This is a genomic window from Vibrio sp. TBV020 (assembly GCF_046056895.1).
Taxonomy (GTDB): domain Bacteria; phylum Pseudomonadota; class Gammaproteobacteria; order Enterobacterales; family Vibrionaceae; genus Vibrio.
The window spans coordinates 1,267,019-1,286,473 of sequence record NZ_JBEEAQ010000003.1; the positions used below are offsets into that span (position 1 = coordinate 1,267,019).

A 19,455-nucleotide genomic window follows, 5' to 3' on the forward strand; every position below is an offset into this window, starting at 1 on the left:
GGTATTTTTTTGCCTTAAGGAAGGGTTAGGCCATATTTGCGTCTGAGCTTTTTCATTTTTACCTCCCCGTGTGTTTTAAAGTACCTATTCAAAGTATCGACAATTTCCTGAGCACGTGGGTGGCTTCGACGTACCGCGACATGAACGGGCGTTGAGTCCAAGTAATTGTCGCTGAAATGGAGTCGGTTCGCTTCTATCCCCATTTCACTTATCGTCCATTTACCTACTGCTTCGTCAGTGACGAGGATATCGGCACGACCAGAAAGCAACAGACGAATACTGTTTGGTAGGTCAATAGAAATGACTTTATACATCTGCTCGTATTCAAGCAGTTCAGCACCGTAGGCATAGCCGTTGATTAAAGCGACACGCTTTTCTTTCAAGTTCTCGATTGTCTGGTATTCGAAGTCGAGCTCGCTCCTAGAGACAACCGCCATTTGGTTATACATGTATGGCTCAGTGAACAGGTAGTCTTGTTCTCGCTGCTTGGTTTTCCAAATAGCGACGATGATGTCATTTTTCCCTTTAAGTGTTTCTTTCAAGATCCTCGCCCAGGGCTTTTCTACGAATTCGACTTGATAACCAGCTGTCGTTAGCCCTTCGATGACAATATCGTGCGCTATGCCTCGACCAAAGGGTGAATCCATGATGAAAGGCGGCCACGTTGTTTGTGCAACACGAAGCACGGTAGCCGCGTAAGAAGCAGATAAAGGGTACAAAACTAGTATTCCGTAAAGCACACACCTGCGAATAAACACCTTATTTTCCTCAATAGAGAGTTCTTAGAAAGTGTAGTCGACAGCCTATAGAGGTAGAGATTTTTAGCTAAATCTCATTTGTTGAGAATATGATTGAACTTTTTAACTAAGTAGTGAACACGGTTGGAGTTTAGGTGTTTTTAGAAACCTAGGCTTATCGGTGTGATCGCCTTCACTTTTATTGATGGTTATTGTCGCATTTATCAGCAATATTAGAGTTTTTTAGAAAAATGAGCTCGTTAAGTGAGCTTTCTATTAGTTATTTTTGGATCATTTTATTTGTTAATTATTAGTTCTGCGAATAATTTCTGCTGCCAGGGCAAGCCGGTGGAACTGGCGCTCATAAATAAAAATTTATAGGAACAAATAAAAATGAAAAAGACAGCATTAGCAGTAGCATTATCTCTTGTTGCAGGTTCAGCAGTAGCAGCAGAAGCACTATCTGGCGACCAGTTCACAGTTTCTGGTGAGTTTGCTCTAGGTGGTTACTCTGACTCTAGCCGTTCAGATGACGAGATCTACAACGGTGGTGTAACTGGTTTCGATATCTTCGCAGACTACGAGAATGGCAACATTGTTGGTAAGTTCGGCGGTGAATTTGATATTGAAGATGACTACGGTACATCTGACTCTGAATTTACTATTACTGACACTTGGGTTGGTTACAAAACTGGTTACGGTGTTATCTCTGCAGGCTACGCAAACGATACTGCTCTAGATGCTGTTGATGGCGCTGCTGACCAAACAATCGAGTTCCTATGGTCTCCTTCAGACGCATCTGACGCTCGTCAAGTTGTTAAGTTCGAAGGTGATAAAGAAGGCTTCAAATACGGTGTTTCTTACTTCGGTGACCGTAACTATGAAGGTCAAGACCGTCAAGGTGGTTACAATGGCTATGTAGGTTTCGAGAATGAGACGTTCATGGTTAACTTCGGTTACGAAGACAACGATAACAAAATTACTACTGATTCAAATGGTAAAACAGAAGTATTCACTGACCAACTATATCTAGTAAACGGTGCAGTTAAGCTAGGTGCTGTTGGCATTGGCGCGACATTCGCTGAAGAAGAATTCTCTGATGGCGAAAAAGTGAAGCTTTACAACACTTCTATCGGTTACTCAATGGAAGCACTTTACCTAGCAGCTGGTTACGTATCTGTTGAAGATCGCCGCGAAGCTGTGAACTTTGGTGGTTCTTACGCATTTACAAACAATTTCTCTGCGCTAATTGATATTGCTTACCATGTTTCTGACGAAGGTAAAGTAATCAATGGTTGGGAAAAAGGCGACGTAGAATCATTCGTTAAACTAGCGTACGCATTCTAATCTAAATTTCCGTCTTATTACGGCCTAGGTAAATAGGCCGTTTTCTAAGCAGGATGCTTAGCGCAATAATCCACTGCCTTTTCGCCCTCCGGAGTTGGAGGGCTTTTTCGTTTTAAAACGTGACGCTTGTTATAAAGTGTGATGTTGACTAAATAGACAATAAGTTTGCTGAATGCTCTAATTAAGAAAATCACTGATCCTTAGAGTGTCTTATCGTGAGAGTTGTACATTTAGACAATGAACGTCAATTGTTGGTTGCGAATAGTGACCTTGATGTTGAAACCTTCAACAATGAGGTTTTTTTCACTTATTGTGGATTGTCCAATTCATCCGTTAATGACCAATATTTACTCTTCCAAACTGAATTCGATTTCGAGCGACAAGCAACATTACTAGGTGATGGTTTTCAAATGCTAGCCCAGACTACGGGCACGCATGATTTACCTATTGATGTCGGTCGATGTCCAGATAATAGTTCAAGCTACCGCATATACTCATCTCAACAACCCAAGCGATATTACAACTATCTTGTTGTTGAAGACTCCCTCGGCTACGCGCTGTTTGGATTCACTTCTTGTCACCGTTTTGCTGGCTACTTTACTGTTGAAGATGATCACGGTCGGCTAATCGTTAATGCGTTTATAGATGGAGAAGATACACATCCACAAGATTGGTCGACAAATAAACTTGAGTCTGTCGTCATTTTACGAGGGGAGTCCCTATCTGGCTTATATGCTGAATTTAGTGACTGTATAAACTCTCATCATTTGGCTCGTTCTGGCGTTACGCGTGATGCACCTTTAGGTTGGTGCTCTTGGTATGCCTATTATGCAGAAGTCACTGAGCAAAATATTGAAGATAACGTCGATTATATGGCGGATAATCTGAAGCAGTTCGACGTTGCTCTGCTTGATGATGGTTACCAAGCTTATATGGGAGACTGGTTAACACCATCAGACAAGTTCCCATCTGGAATTAAGTCGGTATTAGGTGAAATCAAAGCGAGAGGTAAAAAACCTGCGATTTGGTTAGCCCCTTTTATTGCCCAGCCAGAGTCTGACGTATTCAAGCAGAACCCTGATTGGTTTGTACGCCATGCAGATGGCAGTTTACTAAAAGCAGAAGACATTACTTACGCTGGTTGGCGTTGCACCCCTTGGTATATCTTAGATACAACAAATCCAGAAGTCCAAGATCACTTAACCCATGTGGTAAAAACGATGCGCGAAGAGTGGGGAGTAGAGCTATTTAAACTGGATGCGAATTATTGGGGTACATTAAAAGGTATCCGTAGTGAACTTGGTGTCACGGGCGTTGAAGCATACCGACTCGGGATGGAAGCGATCGCTAGAGGCGCTGGCGAGGCCTTGATTCTCGGTTGTAATGCTCCAATGTGGCCGTCACTCGGCGTTGTGGATGCAATGCGAGTGTCAGATGATGTAGAACGGTGTGGAAATCGCTTTGAACAGATAGCCAAAGAAACCTTCTACCGTAGTTGGCAGCATCGTAAGTTGTGGCAAATCGACCCAGACTGCGCAACTTTCGTTTCACTGGCAAACCAAGCAACGGAGCGCAGTAACTATGAATTCCACCGAGATGTACTCCTTGCTTGCGGCGGAATGCTTCTATCTGGTGACCCTTTAACCGAACTGACTCCTTTTGCGAAAAAGAGTTTGGCCAAGCTTGCCATTCGACAAAAGCATAATCAGGAATCGGCAAGGTTTACTGCGCTTAATCTGCATCATGCATTTTTGCCTCTTACAGAGCGTAACGAATTACATTGCCTATTCAATTACCATCAGCCTGCGCGAGAAGTAACTCTAACGGCGAATTATCCTGTCTTTTGGTACGATTATTGGACTGGCGAAAAGCTGACGCCTCAGCCTACTCAGGTTTATGAAGTCGCATTAGATTCAGGTTTAGCGAGTCGAGCGATAATTACCTCGCCATAGACAAACGGCTAGACTAAAATAGCGTACTGGATTGAGGTCAGCAGACCCTAGCGGCAATAAAGAAAATAATGTCAATTATACTTGGGATCGATCCGGGCTCTCGGATTACAGGTTATGGAGTGATTCGCCAAACGGGTCGTCATTTACAATATTTAGGCAGTGGGTGTATTCGAACGTCAGAAAAGGAATTACCCGGCCGACTCAAGCAAATTTATGCAGGTGTTTCTGAGATCATTACTCAGTTTCAGCCGGATGTATTTGCGATTGAACAAGTCTTTATGGCGCGAAATGCAGATTCGGCATTAAAGCTGGGTCAGGCAAGAGGCAGTGCAATAGTGGCAGCAGTGAACGCGGATCTGCCGGTTCATGAGTATGCTGCGAGACTGATCAAGCAAGCGGTGACAGGAACAGGTGGTGCGGACAAAGAGCAAGTTCAGCATATGGTCCAACAAATGCTTAAGCTACCAGCGAGACCACAAGCGGATGCTGCCGATGCGTTAGGTGTAGCAATTTGTCATGCCAATACTAATAAAACTTTAGTCGCGTTGGCAGGTAAAGCAACAGGTGCTCGAAGAGGACGTTACCGTTAACCATTCCACACTATTTACTACCTATTGGTGCAAAACTGAGACATGTAAAACAGATCTGCTTACTAGGTTTGTTATAAAAATGTTGTATTAATATAGTGGTCAGAGGTCTAATAAGATATCAATCAAGGAAGATTGAACATGAACCCTGTCAACATGTGGCGACAATTCTGTATGCCTGAGAAACCTCAATGGACAAAAAATCAACGGCGTCAGGCCGACACCCTCTCTCTATTTTCTTTCATCGCTTTTCTAGTCGGTATTTATAGCCTGATAAAGTGGTCTAATCACGGTCATGATGGCTTAATTATGACTTCTATAATGTTGATTGGATTCGAGCTCTTTGCTGCCGTTTGCCTAAAACTGTTAAAGAACCCAACAATTGCACTTAACCTTGGTTTTATTGGCATGTCGGTTCATGCCCTCAACATCATTTACCAAAGCGGCGGTATCGTGGAATCGACCCAAACTTACTGGGTTCCCTTGCTTGTGGTGGCATTCTTCTTGTCCGGTACGCGAATGGTTGCGATCAGTTGGAGTGTGACAGTTATCTTATGCTCAGCCATCATGACCTATCTACATGTCTCTGGACGTTCGTTTCCGGTGTTAGAGCTATCTGAAGCAGCGCAACGTGTTGAAATTTGGTCTGGAACGGTATTGCCTTTAGTGGTGATCTGTATTGCGCAGGCGTTCACTGCCAAGCAAAGAGAGAAAGCGATAGAGATCGCCGAGCGGGCGAAAAGTGACAGTGAAGCGATTGCCGCGAAGGCCACACTCGGCGAACAGAACCTTTCCCACGTTCTAGAGCAAGCTAATCAAAACTCAATACAGCTTAAAGATGTTTCTCAAACACTGGAATCGCAGTCATTGACGCTAGACGATCAGGTCTCGAACTTGAACATCAATTGTGAATCTCAGGCAAGCGCGGCAGAGCAGATGAGTCAACAAGTTCACCAGCTTGCAGAAGGAATCGAAGGTTCGACCCGTTTTGTTGATGAACTCAGAGAACGCAGCGATGCTGTACACCAACAAGCGGAAACGAGTTCGCAGTTGCTAGAAGACTCTACATCAGCCATCAGCCAAATTATTGGTAGCCATGAAGAGATCATGAAAGTGGCAGACTTGATCACCTCCGTTGCCGAACAAACTAACCTATTGGCACTCAATGCTGCAATCGAAGCGGCGAGAGCAGGGGAGCAAGGTCGTGGCTTCGCGGTAGTAGCAGAGCAAGTGCGTGATCTTTCCGCTAAAAGTAGTCAGTCCGCGATCGAGATTAGAAACTTGCTCGATCGCAGCGAGCAGGAAGTCAAACACGGGCAGAACGTGGTGAACTCAAGTGCGGCTAAAATGAAGTCGATGATTGTCGAAGTTTCAGCAATTTCACAAGACGTCAACGGACTTGCGAATATCATGTCTAATCAAATGCTGGCACTAAAAGAACTCGACCAAGCAAGCAGTGAAGTGGCGAATGGCGTGGTTGCAACGAAAACAATTTCTGAGAACGTAGCCCAAAATGGTGCGCAATTGACTTCACAAGTAGACGCAGTAAGAACCTTAACTTCGCAACTTGATCAAGTTGTCTCAAAAATCTAGCTCCAAATAATAAAGGACTGGATGTCTATCCAGTTCTTTATTATCCTGTCGCAAATTCATTTCCAAAGAGTAACTACCGTGATTGGACGTCTGCGCGGCATTCTTATCGAGAAACAACCCCCTGAACTACTGATTGAAGTTAATGGCATTGGCTACGAAGTGCAAATGCCGATGAGCTGCTTCTATGAGCTGCCAAATATTGGTGAAGAAGCGATCATCTATACTCATTTCGTGGTGAGAGAAGACGCTCAACTGCTTTATGGCTTTAATACGGTCAAAGAGCGTGCATTGTTTAGAGAAGTTATCAAAGCAAATGGCGTCGGCCCTAAACTGGGGCTAGGGATTCTCTCTGGAATGACGGCAAGTCAATTTGTGGCAAGTGTTGAACGTGAAGATGTTTCGACTCTTGTTAAGCTACCTGGTGTTGGTAAGAAGACTGCAGAACGTCTTGTGGTTGAAATGAAAGACAGACTGAAAGGCTGGGGCGCTGGAGACTTATTTACTCCGTTCACAGACGCTGCGCCAGTTGACTCTGCGCCTCAAGCGAATAAGGAAAGCGCAGAAGAAGAAGCGATCAGTGCATTGCTAGCTCTAGGCTATAAACCAACCCAAGCGTCTAAAGTGGTGTCACAAGTTAAGAAAGCGGATATGAGCAGTGAGCAGCTCATTCGTGAAGCATTGAAGTCGATGGTATAAAGGCATAAATCATGATTGAAGCGGATCGCTTAATTGCGCCAGACAATACAGTATATAAAGAAGAAGATGTCATCGATCGTGCGATACGACCTAAAAAGCTCGAAGATTACAAAGGTCAGGATCATGTTCGCGATCAGATGGAAATCTTCATCAAAGCAGCGCAGTTACGTAATGAAGCGTTAGATCACTTGCTGATATTTGGCCCACCAGGCTTAGGTAAAACCACGCTAGCGAACATCGTGGCCAATGAAATGGACGTGAATATTCGCACTACGTCAGGCCCTGTACTGGAAAAAGCGGGCGACTTAGCCGCACTTCTGACTAACCTCGAAGAAAATGACGTGCTCTTCATTGACGAAATCCACCGTCTGAGCCCAATGGTTGAAGAGGTGCTCTATCCAGCTATGGAAGACTACCAGCTTGATATCATGATTGGTGAAGGACCTGCAGCACGTTCAATTAAGATCGACTTACCGCCATTTACTCTAATTGGCGCTACTACGCGAGCAGGTTCATTGACCTCGCCACTACGCGACCGTTTTGGTATTACTCAGCGTTTGGAGTATTACAAAATTCCTGACCTGCAAAACATTGTTCAGCGTAGTGCTGACTGTTTGGGCTTATCGATGGAGTCGGAAGGGGCGTTGGAAGTTGCAAGGCGAGCTCGTGGAACGCCGCGTATCGCTAACCGACTATTACGTCGTGTTCGAGATTACGCTGAAGTGAAAGGCAATGGTCATATTTGTGCTGAGGTAGCGGATAAAGCGCTAAACATGCTTGATGTTGATGCTCAAGGCTTCGATTATATGGATAGAAAACTGCTACTCGCGATCATGGAGAAGTTTGGTGGTGGACCGGTTGGTCTTGATAACATGGCAGCTGCTATTGGTGAAGAGAAAGACACCATTGAAGATGTCTTAGAACCATATCTGATCCAACAAGGCTATTTGCAGCGAACGCCGCGGGGACGAATAGCCACCGATCGAGCCTATCTTCATTTCGGAATTGAAAAATAAGTTTTCATAAGCCTGCTAAAATTAGCAGGCTTTTTTATTTGGTGATCTGGATCACGGTAATGATATTTGCTTACCACTAAATAGGTAACAGGGTTGAGTGACTTGTTAACTTGTTGTTTTGCATAAATAGTGATCGGGTGGTCTTGGATAACTCGCACGTAACAAAAGGGACGTATTTTGGTTGATATAGATCAAGTTGACGAAAAACTAAACAAGAATGCCGCACAAAAGTTGATACAAATCAAAGCGAACTCTGCCTATAAACCTTTTGAAACATACTGTTTTTACCAGTAATATTAGCGCTAGCTATATTAGCTGATGCTTAACAATTAACTAACCGTTACGGTACATTTTTGCAACAGTACGCCGTTATTTAATAACAACTTTTAAAGTTGAGTAACGAATGTTTATGCTGGCAGGGATGTAAAAAAGTGTCTTCAGCCGACACATAGGAGTAATCATGATCGATGTTGTTGATTTATCGCGGTTGCAGTTTGCTCTGACTGCGATGTATCACTTCCTCTTCGTACCTTTGACTCTAGGTATGGCATTCCTACTTGCCATCATGGAATCTTTGTACGTGATGACGGACAAGCAAATCTATAAGGACATGACCAAGTTCTGGGGTAAGCTTTTCGGTATTAACTTTGCACTTGGTGTGGCGACTGGCCTAACCATGGAATTCCAGTTTGGTACTAACTGGTCATACTATTCGCACTATGTAGGTGATATTTTTGGCGCACCTTTGGCGATTGAAGCCCTCGTAGCCTTCTTCCTGGAATCTACTTTTGTAGGTCTATTCTTCTTTGGCTGGGATCGTCTATCGAAACGTCAACACTTAGTGGTTACGTGGTTAGTTGCACTTGGCTCTAACTTCTCTGCACTATGGATCCTCGTAGCAAACGGCTGGATGCAAAACCCAGTTGGCGCAGAATTTAACTTCGAAACCATGCGTATGGAAATGGTGAGCTTTGCTGAGGTTGTTCTAAACCCAGTTGCTCAGGTTAAATTCGTGCATACCGTAGCATCAGGCTACACGACAGGCGCAATGTTCATTCTAGGCATCAGTTCATACTACCTATTAAAAGGTCGTGACATCGCATTCGCTCGTCGTTCATTTGCAATTGCCGCTTCTTTCGGTATGGCAGCTATCCTTTCTGTAATCGTACTAGGTGACGAATCTGGTTACGAGCTAGGTGAAGTACAGAAAGTGAAGCTAGCAGCAGTAGAAGCTGAGTGGCACACAGAACCAGCGCCGGCGGCATTCACTCTGTTTGGTCTTCCAAACCAAGAGACAATGCACACGGATTACGCGATTAAGATCCCTTACGTTATGGGTATTATCGCAACGCGTTCACTTGATGAGCAAGTAACAGGTCTACGTGATCTACGTGATGAGCACGTTGATCGTATTCGCACGGGTATGTACGCATACGAGTTGCTTGAAAAACTTCGTGCAGGCGACAAGTCAGAAGAAAACATGGCAGCCTTTGACGAAGTGAAAGGTGACCTAGGTTACGGCCTACTTCTTAAGCGCTACACAGAAAACGTAGTCGATGCGACAGAAGAGCAGATCCAAGCGGCGGCGGATGATTCTATCCCAACAGTTTGGCCTCTATTCTGGTCATTCCGTATCATGGTTGCTTGTGGCTTCATCATGCTATTCGTATTTGGTGCTGCATTCGTTCAAACATGTCGTCAGAAGATTGAACAGAAACCGTGGATTCTTAAAGCAGCGCTATTTAGCATTCCACTACCTTGGATTGCGATTGAAGCAGGTTGGTTCGTTGCAGAATACGGTCGTCAGCCGTGGGCAGTAGGTGAGATCCTACCGACACACGTAGCAGCGTCTGCACTAACTCTTGGTGAGCTTTGGACATCTCTATTCGCAATTATTGCGCTATACACAGTGTTCCTAATTGCAGAAGTTTACCTAATGCTTAAATTTGCACGTAAAGGTCCAAGCAGCCTGAAAACAGGTCGCTACCACTTCGAACAAGAAGCTAACTCTGTTGAAGACAAAGTCGGCCGTTCAGTCGAAGTATAAGTGAGGGAATATTATGTTTGATTACGAAATCTTACGACTTATTTGGTGGGTTCTAATTGGTGTACTACTAGTTGGATTCGCTGTAACTGATGGCTTTGATATGGGTGTTGCGTCGCTTTCACCTGTTATCGGCAAAAGTGACACAGAACGTCGTATTATGCTAAACACGATTGCCCCTCACTGGGACGGCAACCAAGTTTGGTTAATTACAGCTGGTGGTGCGCTATTTGCTGCATGGCCTCTTGTTTATGCAACGTCGTTTTCTGGATTCTATCTAGCAATGTACGTGACTCTAGCAGCGCTTTGGTTACGTCCACTTGCTCTAGATTACCGTTCGAAAATTGAAAACCCAAAATGGCGTAAAGCTTGGGACTATGCACTTTGCTTTAGTGGCACAGTACCGCCAATCATCTTTGGTGTAGCATTCGGTAACCTACTTCAAGGCGTACCATTTGAACTAAACAGCCTACTAATGTCAGAGTACAAAGGTTCGTTCTTTGGTCTTCTAAACCCGTTCGCACTATTATGTGGTGTACTTAGCTTGATGCTATTCGTACTTCAAGGCGCAACTTGGTTACAGATGAAAACGACAGAAGCACTGCATGTTCGTTCTCGTGGTGTCGCACAGGTCACTGGTTTGATCGCTGCAGTACTATTTGTTCTAGGTGGTTTCTGGGTTCAGTCAATTGACGGTTATGTTATCACTAGCACAATCGATACATTTGCTGACTCTAACCCACTGAACAAAGAAGTGATTCTTCAAGCGGGTGCGTGGATGACGAACTTCGAAACATACCCAGCGCTATGGGCAGCGCCTCTACTAGGTGTGGTAATGCCACTTCTAGCTGCAATGGCGTCTCGTTTTGAACGTGGTGGTTTTGCATTCCTATTCTCAAGTCTTGCTAACGCAGGAGTTATCTTGACTGCAGGTTTTGCAATGTTCCCATTCGTTATGCCATCGAGCCTTGTACCTAACCATAGTCTGACTATGTGGGATTCAACGGCAAGTGAGCTGACACTGGGTCTAATGACAGCAGTAGCAGCAGTGATGGTACCTGTGATTCTTGGCTACACGACGTGGACATACTACAAAATGTTCGGTCGTCTAGATAAGAAACACATCGAAGACAACGACGTTTCAGCTTACTAAGGAGCAATTGATATGTGGTATTTCGCATGGATTCTGGGTGTATTGTTAGCATGTGCATTCGGCATCATTAACGCTCTTTGGTTAGAGCACTCAGAAATGATGGACAAAGACAGTGAGTAGTCTCGCTGAGCAGGTAGCCAAGCTACATGCGCCGGTTGATAAGGCTCTGTTTAGAGCCTTATCGTTAGTTCTTGGTTTTTACCATGTTGCTATGGTTATGTGGGATCCAGAACTCTATTCAGATTCGATCGGTGGTTTTAATGCAGTTATCTCGCCATTGCTGATTTGGGCAATTTGCTCAAGCATGGTGTTTGGTATTGGTTTTAAACCTCGCAACTGGTACTGGCAAGTTCTGTTTAGCCCTTATTTTTCTTTGCTGATTCTTATCTATTTAACGGTAATGCGTCTCTCATAGAAAAGAGGGTAAACTCTGCTCATTTCGTACAAAAAAAGCGCGACTCGCTAATGAGTGGCGCTTTTTTTTGTTTCAAGCTTTGAAAACCTTCAAATGACGCTTGCATAGATGGTAACGAGTTGCGTTATAGTATCCGTCTAAATCCATTATTCGGACATCCAAGTGCAGGAACAAGCGGCAATTTTTGAGTGGCCAGTCACCGTATACTATGAAGATACTGATGCTGGTGGTGTTGTTTATCACTCAAACTATCTCAAATTCTTTGAACGAGCTCGAACAGAGTTGCTTCGAACGATTGGTGTTTCTCAGCAAACTCTTTTGGAACAAAACTTGGGTTTTGTAGTCCGACACATGGACATTGATTTCTTACAAGGTGCACGTCTTGATGATCACCTTGTTGTTAAAACATCTATCACAGACCTTAAGAAAGCCTCACTCACATTCTGTCAGGAGATCGTTAATCCTGATGGCAACATATTGTGTAAGGCAATGGTTAAGGTAGCATGTATCGATAATAAAAAAATGAGGCCAAAAGCAATGCCTCAATCAATAGTTATGGAGCTTACTAACAGTGACCGCTGATATTTCGATGCTAGATCTATTCTTACAAGCTAGTCTGCTTGTAAAGATGGTTATGCTGATTCTTTTGGGTATGTCTATCGTATCTTGGGCGATGATCATTAAGCGCAGTAAAGTGCTATCCCAAGCATCGAAAGATGCCGAAACGTTTGAAGATAAATTCTGGTCAGGTACGGATTTATCCATCTTGTACCAAAATGCCAAAAAACGTAAAGACGACCTCGCGGGTACTGAAGAAATCTTCTATTCAGGCTTTACCGAGTTTGCTCGCCTACGCAAGTCAAATGCAGACTCGCCTGACTTCATTATGGAAGGTACTGGTCGATCAATGCGTGTAGCCGTGGCGCGTGAAGTGGATGATCTTGAAACTAACTTACCATTCCTTGCAACTGTTGGCTCTATTAGTCCATACATCGGTCTGTTTGGTACGGTATGGGGCATCATGCATGCGTTTATTGCGTTGGGTGAGGTAAAACAAGCAACATTAGCAATGGTTGCACCGGGTATCGCAGAAGCCCTAGTTGCGACAGCAATGGGGCTATTTGCTGCAATTCCAGCTGTTATGGCATACAACCGCCTAAGCAACAAAGTAGGTAAGCTTGAACATAACTACGCGACTTTTTCTGAAGAGTTCCATAGCATTTTGCACCGTCAAGCAATGGCGGGTCGTGACGCTTCAAATAAGGAATAGTTGTCATGGCTGGCTACCAACGTAAAAAGCGAAAGATGACTGCAGAGATCAACGTCGTACCTTATATCGACGTGATGCTTGTACTGTTGATAATTTTTATGGTGACCTCGCCTTTTGTAACACAAGGGGTAGATGTTGAGTTACCTAAAACAGCGACGGCTAAGCCAGCGTCAGAACTCGCTGGTGATAGTGATGCGAGTTTTATCATCGTTGAGATCGATAAAGACGGCAACCTTGGTTTAAGTGTCAATGATGAAGAAGTGACGCGCGGTATTTCGCTGCAAGACATCATTGTGCGAGTCAAAGCTGAGCTGTCACTTAAGCCTGATTCACCTGTGGCTGTGGGTGGTGACGCTGCAACACCATACGCTGAAGTGGTTTTGGTTCTTGATGAGCTAAGTCGTGCCGGTATCCCTAAAGTTGGGTTGCTGACTGACATTAAGGAATAGCGTTAGTCATTCATGAAAGAGAAGAACAACAAGAAGAAAAGTGATTACAAAAAGCCGATAGCAATATCGGCTGCTTTGCATGCACTTTTAATCGTTGCGTTGATATGGGGAACGGACTTCACAATGTCAAAACCAGAGCCTGTTGGGCGAGTGGTTCAGGCTGTTGTGATTGACCCTGCATTAGTACGTCAACAAGCCCAGCAAATTCGTAGTCAGCGTGAACAAGCGGCTAAGAAAGAGCAAGACCGTTTAGATAAGCTACGCCGTGAAAGCGAACAGCTTGAAAAAAATCGCAAAGCTGAAGAAGAGCGTATTCGTAAGCTAAAAGAGCAGCAAGCTCGTGAAGCTAAAGCGGCTCGTGAAGCCGAGAAACAGCGCATCGCTAAAGAAAAGGAACGTAAAGCGGAAGAGCAACGCGCTAAGAAAGAAAAAGAGCGAGTTGCAAAGCTAGAAGCTGAGCGTAAAGCGAAAGAACAAGCGATTAAAAAAGCTGAGCAAGAACGTTTAGCCAAAGAAGCGGCGATTGCGAAAGCGGAACAAGAACGGGTTGAGCGAGAAAAAGCGGCGAAGGCTGCTGAAGAGAAAGCTCGACGTGAACGTGAAGCTGCCGAAAAAGCAGAAAAAGAGCGCATAGCAAAAGAGAAAGCCGCAAAAGAGGCCGCTGAGAAAGCACGTAAAGAGAAAGAGCGCCTAGAACGTCTAGAGCGTGAACGTAAAGAGCAAGAAGCCGCTCTAAACGATATCTTTGCGGGTCTTGAATCGGAATCAGAAGCGAATACTTCTGCTCGTTCAAGCCACGTCACTAGCGAAGCAGATCGTTACGGTGCTATTTATACCCAACTGATTCAACAGAACTTATTGCTGGAGGACAGCTTTAGGGGAAAGTCTTGCCGAGTTAACTTGCGTCTAATCCCAACCGGAGCAGACGCAATTGTTGGTAATCTTTCTGTTTTAGGTGGTGATAGTCGACTGTGTGCCGCGACCAAGCGCGCTGTGGCTCAAGTGAACAGCTTTCCGTTGCCTAAAGACCCAGAGGTGGTCAATAAGATTAAGAATATCAACCTAACTGTAGTACCTGAGTTATAAGGAAAAGCTTGTGTTAAAGCGACTAATAATAGGATGTGTGCTCACTATGATGAGCATATTCCAAACGGCGAATGCGGCGTTGGAATTGGTAATTACAGATGGTATCGATTCGGCTCGTCCAATCGCTATCGTTCCATTTAAGTGGGAAGGCAATACTCAGCTTCCTGAAGATGTGTCGAAAGTTATCGCATCAGATCTACAGCGCAGCGGTAAATTTAGCCCTGTTGCGACAAGTAAAATGCCCCAAACACCATACAGCGAATCTGAAGTCGATTTCAGTGCCTGGACTGGTCTTGGGGTTGATGCACTTGTCACAGGTTCAATCAGCCAAAATGCTGAAGGTAACTATGTGATCAATTACCAGCTTGTTGATGTGGTTCGTGGTCAGCTAACTCAGGGCCAAAGCAAAGCACTGAGTGACGATGGTCAATTGGTGCTATCGAAAGATCACGTCATCTTTAATAAGCGTGCAACCGTACCGGGCAAGCGTTTAAGAGAATACGCTCACCGCATTTCAGATCTTGTTTATGAGGCGTTAACAGGCGAAAAGGGAGCTTTCTTAACTCGTATCGCTTATGTTGTGGTGAATGATAAAGATCAGTTCCCATACCAGCTTCGGGTATCAGACTATGACGGTTATAACGAGCGTTTGGTATTGCGTTCAAAACAACCACTGATGTCGCCAGCATGGTCACCTGATGGTAAGAAACTGGCATATGTAAGTTTCCAAAATGGTCAGGCTGAAATCTTTATCATGAACATCTATACCGGTGAGCGTGAAAAAGTAACGTCATACCCTCGTCATAACGGTGCGCCAAGATTCTCTCCAGATGGCAGTAAACTGGCATTAGTATTGTCAAAAACGGGTAGTCTGCAGGTTTATACGTTAGACCTTAATACGCGTAAACTGGCCCAAATCACTCGTGGACGATCGAACAATACGGAACCATTTTGGCATCCTGATGGAAAATCTCTGATCTTTACGTCGGATCGGGGTGGTAAACCTCAGATTTATCAAGTAGATTTGGCAAACGGTTCGACTAACCGTATAACTTGGCAGGGTAGTCAAAACTTAGGTGGACAAATTACACCTGATGGCCGCTTCCTAGTTATGGTGAATCGCAGTAACTCAGGTTTCAATCTTGCGAAGCTTGATTTAGAAACTGGTGCGATGCAGACGCTAACGAAGACGCTGCTCGACGAATCACCAAGTATTGCGCCGAATGGCGGTATGGTCATTTATAGCTCGATCTATAACAAGACAAATGTTCTTTCAATGGTGTCCATTGACGGGCGCTTTAAAGCAAGATTACCAGCAACAAATGGACGAGTTCGTGCGCCAGCATGGTCACCGTTCTTGTAGCGAGTAAGTATCAATAATAAAGGAAACGATAACAATGCAACTAAACAAGGTTCTTAAAGGGCTTCTAATTGCGCTACCAGTTTTAGCCGTTACAGCATGTAGTTCGAGCGATGATGCAGCAAACGCGTCAGGTTCAACTGAAACTAACCAAACTCAAACAGTTGATAACACGGTTGTTTCACCAATCGATGCAAACGGTCAACTATCTGAGCAAGAGCTAAAAGAGCAAGCACTACGCGAAACTCAAACTATCTACTTTGCTTTCGACAACGCTACAATCGCGGGTGACTACGAAGCAATGCTAGCTGCTCACGCTGCATACCTAAGCAAAAACGCAGACCTTCAAGTAACTATCGAAGGTCACGCTGATGAGCGTGGTACTCCTGAGTACAACATCGCACTAGGCGAGCGTCGTGCAACTGCAGTTGCTAAATACCTACAAGCTCTAGGTGTTCAGGCTGATCAAATCTCTATCGTTAGCTACGGTGAAGAGAAACCACTTCTTCTAGGTCAATCAGAAGATGTATACGCTAAGAACCGCCGCGCAGTTCTAGTGTACTAATCAAGGATTAGTCTATGTTCAGTAACCTAAAGCGCGTTGTTACGCTTACGTTACTGGCAAGTGCAGCGGGCAATGTGCTCGCTGCACCAGCTCCAGTATCCGATCTAAGCGGTAGCAATACTGCCACTTCTTCATCGTCAGTTCGTGGAAGCGAATCTGATGTCCAGCGCTTAGAGCGCCTATTGGAAAACCGTAATCGTGTACAGTTGCAAATGCAGCAGCAGTTAGACGATATGGCTCTAGAGATTAGCGAACTACGCGGTCAACTAGAGAAAAGCACCTATGACATGCAGCAGATGTTGCAGCGTCAGCGTGAACTGTTCATTGAATTGGACAAAGTTCGCAGTCAAGCGACTACGCCAGCACCAAAAACAGAAACAGCGACATCAGAGAAACAAACGGGTGGTACATTTAGCTCAAATGTTGATGAGCAAACAGCCTACCAAAACTCTGTCGACTTGATTCTGAAAAAGCGTGACTACACAGGCGCAATTGCTGCGTTTCAGCAGTTCCAAAAGGACTACCCAGATTCAACGTTTACACCTAACTCTCATTACTGGTTAGGCCAACTTTATTTTGCTAAGAAGCAAGATAAAGAAGCGGTGAAGAGCTTTGCAGCGGTAGTGGCTTATAAAGATTCCAATAAACGTGCTGATTCACTCGTAAAACTTGGTGATATTGCTCAGCGTAATAATAACGCAGAACAAGCAAAAAAATATTACCAACAGGTAGTTAGCGAGTATCCAAATAGCGCTTCAGCTAAACTAGCTCAAGAACGTCTATAAGCGCGTTTCAATCATAAATGTAAAGGAGCACTCAGTGCTCCTTTTTTATTGAGTATCTAATTTGTTCCGAAACTGGAATCTACGTCGTCGTTGGGGTTACAATACTCGGATTACTGGAAGTAGCGTAGCGCAAGAGCAATGAGCCACATATTAGATACAATCGATACAGTTTACCCATTCCCACCAAAACCGGTTCCACTGTCAGAAGAAGAAAAACAAGCGTACACCGCAAACATTAAAAAGCTTCTGAAAGAGAAAGACGCGGTTTTGATTGCCCACTATTACACCGATCCTGAGATTCAAGCACTGGCTGAAGAAACGGGTGGTTTTGTGGGTGACTCTCTTGAAATGGCCAAGTTTGGTAATCGTCACCCAGCGAGCACGTTGATCATTGGTGGCGTTCGTTTTATGGGTGAGTCAGCTAAGATCCTGACCCCAGAAAAACGCATTCTAATGCCTACACTAGAAGCAGAGTGTTCATTGGACCTTGGTTGTCCGGCAGACAAGTTCTCAGAGTTTTGTGATGCGCATCCAGATCACACCGTTGTTGTTTATGCCAACACATCGGCGGCAGTCAAAGCACGCGCTGACTGGGTTGTAACATCTAGTATCGCACTAGAGATTGTTGAACACCTAGATGCGGAAGATAAACCAATTATTTGGGGCCCTGACCGTCACCTAGGTTCATACATCTCAAATAAAACTGGCGCAGACATGCTACTGTGGCAAGGTGAGTGTATCGTTCATGATGAGTTCTCAGCTGACGCTCTACGTAAGATGAAGTCTGTCTACCCAGACGCGGCAATTTTGGTTCATCCAGAATCACCAGCTAGTGTTGTTGAACTTGCAGATGCTGTCGGTTCTACTAGCCAGCTAATCAAAGCAGCAAAAGAATTACCGCATCAGCAAATGATTGTTGCAACAGACAAGGGCATCTTCTTCAAAATGCAGCAGCTTGTTCCTGAAAAAGAGCTGATTGAAGCGCCAACAGCGGGTGCGGGTGCAACTTGTCGTAGCTGTGCGCACTGTCCTTGGATGGCAATGAACGGTCTAAAAGCGATTGAAGCAGCACTGCGTGAAGGCGGTAAAGAGCACGAAATCTTTGTAGATGAAGCGCTTCGTGTTAAGTCACTGATTCCACTTAACAGAATGTTAGATTTTGCTGAGCAGCTAAATATGCAAGTTAAAGGCAATGCATAAATAGATTGCTATCACAGTTCTTAAAACCAGCCATATTCGGCTGGTTTTTTTATTCCTTTCATTGAGCTTAAATACAAACACAGTGCATTAATAAGGAGTGTTATGACGCTTTGGTTATCATTTAAAAAGTGGCTGAACTCCCATCTGTTTAGCCTCAGCAACCGCAATCTAGCCTTATTAGTTCTTGCTTATATTGCGCTTTCTTGGTCATTGCTAGCCAGTAGTGGTGAGCATTCACTTACTCATGATCTCTCGACCTTTATTTACTTCCTGATGGTAACGGCTTCGACAGTCGGCTATGGGGACCATTCGCCCGAAACGGCAATGGGGAAGTGGGTTGTGATTCTATTTGTTATCCCAGGTGGGTTGACACTGTTTGCGGCGTTGATTGGTCGCTTAGCAACTGGAGCCGTCGAGTATTGGCGTGCAGGTATATTAGGTAAACGGAGAGTTGGTGTGGAAAATCACATATTACTACTAGGTTGGAACGGTCAACGCACGATGCATTTGATTCGTATGTTGCAGCATGAGGAAGAGGGTAAACGCCCGATCGTATTATGTAGTCGTTCAGACATCGAAAACCCGTTACCTGGGCAGATCGGTTTCGTAAAGGTTAACAGCTACACCGATGCTCAAGAGATGGAAAAAGCAGCTATTGATAAAGCGAGCTGTATTGTTGTCGATAATCTTGAAGATGATATTACGCTCTCTGCGGCTCTCTACAGTGCTAACATCAACCCAACGGCTCACTTACTGGCATATTTCAAAGATGAAGCTCTCAGCAACCTTCTGAACCAGCATTGTCCTAATGCAGAATGTATTCCGGCGGTTGGTGCTGAGATGTTAGCGAAAGCGGCGGTTGACCCTGGCTCTAGTGCACTTCACCAAGAGTTATTAGCCTCAACAAGAGGTATGACTCAGTACTCGACGACCTACCCAGAGAACCTCAACAAGGTGACGGTTGAAGCGGCGTTTCACTTTATGAAGAAAGAGTATCAGGCAACCTTAATCGCCTTTGATATTGGCCAGGGAATCGAACTCAATCCAGAGTTAGAGCGTGATATCCCACCGGGTGCGAAGGTATTCTACATCGCTGATGAGCGAATCGATGATTTTGATTGGTCGAAGATCGCCAATTAATCTCCTGAAAAAACAAAAAGAGCTCGCAGTTACCCTGCGAGCTCTTTGTTTTGTAGAGTC

Annotated in this window: 20 protein-coding genes; 19 read left to right on the plus strand and 1 reads right to left on the minus strand. The window is 44.6% G+C overall.

The window, feature by feature from the left end; all coding sequences use genetic code 11:
- Positions 1–14 precede the first annotated feature (14 nt).
- Complete coding sequence (locus AAFX28_RS13765; protein ID WP_408688447.1) at positions 15–758, minus strand: substrate-binding periplasmic protein; 744 nt, start codon at positions 756–758, stop codon at positions 15–17.
- A 372-nt stretch (positions 759–1,130) separates the two neighbouring features.
- Between AAFX28_RS13765 and AAFX28_RS13770 the strand changes: the two genes are divergently transcribed.
- From AAFX28_RS13770 to AAFX28_RS13860, 19 genes are all read left to right on the plus strand, one after another.
- Positions 1,131–2,084, plus strand: coding sequence for a porin (locus AAFX28_RS13770; protein ID WP_408688449.1), 954 nt, complete (start codon positions 1,131–1,133; stop codon positions 2,082–2,084).
- Between the two features lie 212 nt (positions 2,085–2,296).
- Entirely contained in the window at positions 2,297–4,036 is a 1,740-nt protein-coding gene (locus AAFX28_RS13775; protein WP_408690876.1) for a glycoside hydrolase family 36 protein, read from the plus strand.
- Between the two features lie 68 nt (positions 4,037–4,104).
- Positions 4,105–4,626: a crossover junction endodeoxyribonuclease RuvC gene (ruvC, locus tag AAFX28_RS13780; protein ID WP_408688450.1), complete on the plus strand. Its 522-nt coding sequence runs from the start codon at positions 4,105–4,107 to the stop codon at positions 4,624–4,626.
- A gap of 138 nt (positions 4,627–4,764) precedes the next feature.
- A complete protein-coding gene (locus tag AAFX28_RS13785; RefSeq protein WP_408688451.1) occupies positions 4,765–6,216 on the plus strand; it encodes a methyl-accepting chemotaxis protein in 1,452 nt (483 codons plus the stop codon).
- Between the two features lie 78 nt (positions 6,217–6,294).
- Positions 6,295–6,912 (plus strand): Holliday junction branch migration protein RuvA, encoded by a 618-nt coding sequence (ruvA, locus tag AAFX28_RS13790; protein ID WP_408688453.1) that lies wholly within the window; start codon positions 6,295–6,297, stop codon positions 6,910–6,912.
- Positions 6,913–6,923: 11 nt separating this feature from the next.
- Positions 6,924–7,928, plus strand: coding sequence for a Holliday junction branch migration DNA helicase RuvB (gene ruvB, locus AAFX28_RS13795; protein WP_171322695.1), 1,005 nt, complete (start codon positions 6,924–6,926; stop codon positions 7,926–7,928).
- 460 nt (positions 7,929–8,388) lie between these two features.
- Positions 8,389–9,975 carry a cytochrome ubiquinol oxidase subunit I gene (gene cydA / locus AAFX28_RS13800; RefSeq protein ID WP_408688455.1) on the plus strand — a complete coding sequence of 529 codons (1,587 nt, stop codon included), beginning with the start codon at positions 8,389–8,391 and terminating at the stop codon, positions 9,973–9,975.
- Between the two features lie 13 nt (positions 9,976–9,988).
- A complete protein-coding gene (gene cydB / locus AAFX28_RS13805; RefSeq protein WP_408688457.1) occupies positions 9,989–11,125 on the plus strand; it encodes a cytochrome d ubiquinol oxidase subunit II in 1,137 nt (378 codons plus the stop codon).
- Between the two features lie 12 nt (positions 11,126–11,137).
- Positions 11,138–11,245 (plus strand): cytochrome bd-I oxidase subunit CydX, encoded by a 108-nt coding sequence (cydX, locus tag AAFX28_RS13810; protein ID WP_000270284.1) that lies wholly within the window; start codon positions 11,138–11,140, stop codon positions 11,243–11,245.
- Positions 11,238–11,540: a cyd operon protein YbgE gene (gene ybgE, locus AAFX28_RS13815; protein ID WP_408688459.1), complete on the plus strand. Its 303-nt coding sequence runs from the start codon at positions 11,238–11,240 to the stop codon at positions 11,538–11,540. The genes cydX and ybgE overlap by 8 nt, the downstream gene beginning before the upstream one ends.
- 162 nt (positions 11,541–11,702) lie before the next feature.
- Positions 11,703–12,122, plus strand: coding sequence for a tol-pal system-associated acyl-CoA thioesterase (gene ybgC / locus AAFX28_RS13820; protein ID WP_408688461.1), 420 nt, complete (start codon positions 11,703–11,705; stop codon positions 12,120–12,122).
- Positions 12,112–12,810, plus strand: a complete 699-nt coding sequence (gene tolQ, locus AAFX28_RS13825) for a protein TolQ (protein ID WP_408688463.1) — start codon at positions 12,112–12,114, stop codon at positions 12,808–12,810. The genes ybgC and tolQ overlap by 11 nt, the downstream gene beginning before the upstream one ends.
- Positions 12,811–12,815: 5 nt before the next feature.
- Positions 12,816–13,259: a protein TolR gene (gene tolR / locus AAFX28_RS13830; RefSeq protein WP_408688465.1), complete on the plus strand. Its 444-nt coding sequence runs from the start codon at positions 12,816–12,818 to the stop codon at positions 13,257–13,259.
- A gap of 12 nt (positions 13,260–13,271) precedes the next feature.
- A complete protein-coding gene (gene tolA / locus AAFX28_RS13835) occupies positions 13,272–14,345 on the plus strand; it encodes a cell envelope integrity protein TolA (RefSeq protein ID WP_408688467.1) in 1,074 nt (357 codons plus the stop codon).
- Positions 14,346–14,394: 49 nt separating this feature from the next.
- Entirely contained in the window at positions 14,395–15,708 is a 1,314-nt protein-coding gene (tolB, locus tag AAFX28_RS13840) for a Tol-Pal system beta propeller repeat protein TolB (protein ID WP_408690877.1), read from the plus strand.
- A 34-nt stretch (positions 15,709–15,742) separates the two neighbouring features.
- Positions 15,743–16,270, plus strand: a complete 528-nt coding sequence (gene pal, locus AAFX28_RS13845) for a peptidoglycan-associated lipoprotein Pal (RefSeq protein ID WP_408688469.1) — start codon at positions 15,743–15,745, stop codon at positions 16,268–16,270.
- Positions 16,271–16,284: 14 nt separating this feature from the next.
- Positions 16,285–17,055 (plus strand): tol-pal system protein YbgF, encoded by a 771-nt coding sequence (ybgF, locus tag AAFX28_RS13850; RefSeq protein ID WP_408688471.1) that lies wholly within the window; start codon positions 16,285–16,287, stop codon positions 17,053–17,055.
- A gap of 138 nt (positions 17,056–17,193) precedes the next feature.
- The gene (nadA, locus tag AAFX28_RS13855; RefSeq protein ID WP_408688472.1) at positions 17,194–18,255 is read left to right on the plus strand and encodes a quinolinate synthase NadA; all 1,062 of its coding nucleotides are present in this window, start codon (positions 17,194–17,196) and stop codon (positions 18,253–18,255) included.
- A gap of 102 nt (positions 18,256–18,357) precedes the next feature.
- A complete protein-coding gene (locus AAFX28_RS13860) occupies positions 18,358–19,395 on the plus strand; it encodes a potassium channel family protein (RefSeq protein ID WP_408688474.1) in 1,038 nt (345 codons plus the stop codon).
- Positions 19,396–19,455 lie beyond the last annotated feature (60 nt).

What these genes read in the sequence shown, in the direction of transcription:
- AAFX28_RS13770 (WP_408688449.1), top strand. Translation starts at nt 1,131, where the DNA reads ATGAAAAAGACAGCATTAGCAGTAGCATTATCTCTTGTTGCAGGTTCA.
- ruvC (WP_408688450.1), top strand. Translation starts at nt 4,105, where the DNA reads ATGTCAATTATACTTGGGATCGATCCGGGCTCTCGGATTACAGGTTAT.
- AAFX28_RS13785 (WP_408688451.1), top strand. Translation starts at nt 4,765, where the DNA reads ATGAACCCTGTCAACATGTGGCGACAATTCTGTATGCCTGAGAAACCT.
- ruvB (WP_171322695.1), top strand. Translation starts at nt 6,924, where the DNA reads ATGATTGAAGCGGATCGCTTAATTGCGCCAGACAATACAGTATATAAA.
- cydA (WP_408688455.1), top strand. Translation starts at nt 8,389, where the DNA reads ATGATCGATGTTGTTGATTTATCGCGGTTGCAGTTTGCTCTGACTGCG.
- cydB (WP_408688457.1), top strand. Translation starts at nt 9,989, where the DNA reads ATGTTTGATTACGAAATCTTACGACTTATTTGGTGGGTTCTAATTGGT.
- cydX (WP_000270284.1), top strand. Translation starts at nt 11,138, where the DNA reads ATGTGGTATTTCGCATGGATTCTGGGTGTATTGTTAGCATGTGCATTC.
- tolR (WP_408688465.1), top strand. Translation starts at nt 12,816, where the DNA reads ATGGCTGGCTACCAACGTAAAAAGCGAAAGATGACTGCAGAGATCAAC.
- tolA (WP_408688467.1), top strand. Translation starts at nt 13,272, where the DNA reads ATGAAAGAGAAGAACAACAAGAAGAAAAGTGATTACAAAAAGCCGATA.
- tolB (WP_408690877.1), top strand. Translation starts at nt 14,395, where the DNA reads ATGAGCATATTCCAAACGGCGAATGCGGCGTTGGAATTGGTAATTACA.
- pal (WP_408688469.1), top strand. Translation starts at nt 15,743, where the DNA reads ATGCAACTAAACAAGGTTCTTAAAGGGCTTCTAATTGCGCTACCAGTT.
- ybgF (WP_408688471.1), top strand. Translation starts at nt 16,285, where the DNA reads ATGTTCAGTAACCTAAAGCGCGTTGTTACGCTTACGTTACTGGCAAGT.
- nadA (WP_408688472.1), top strand. Translation starts at nt 17,194, where the DNA reads ATGAGCCACATATTAGATACAATCGATACAGTTTACCCATTCCCACCA.
- AAFX28_RS13860 (WP_408688474.1), top strand. Translation starts at nt 18,358, where the DNA reads ATGACGCTTTGGTTATCATTTAAAAAGTGGCTGAACTCCCATCTGTTT.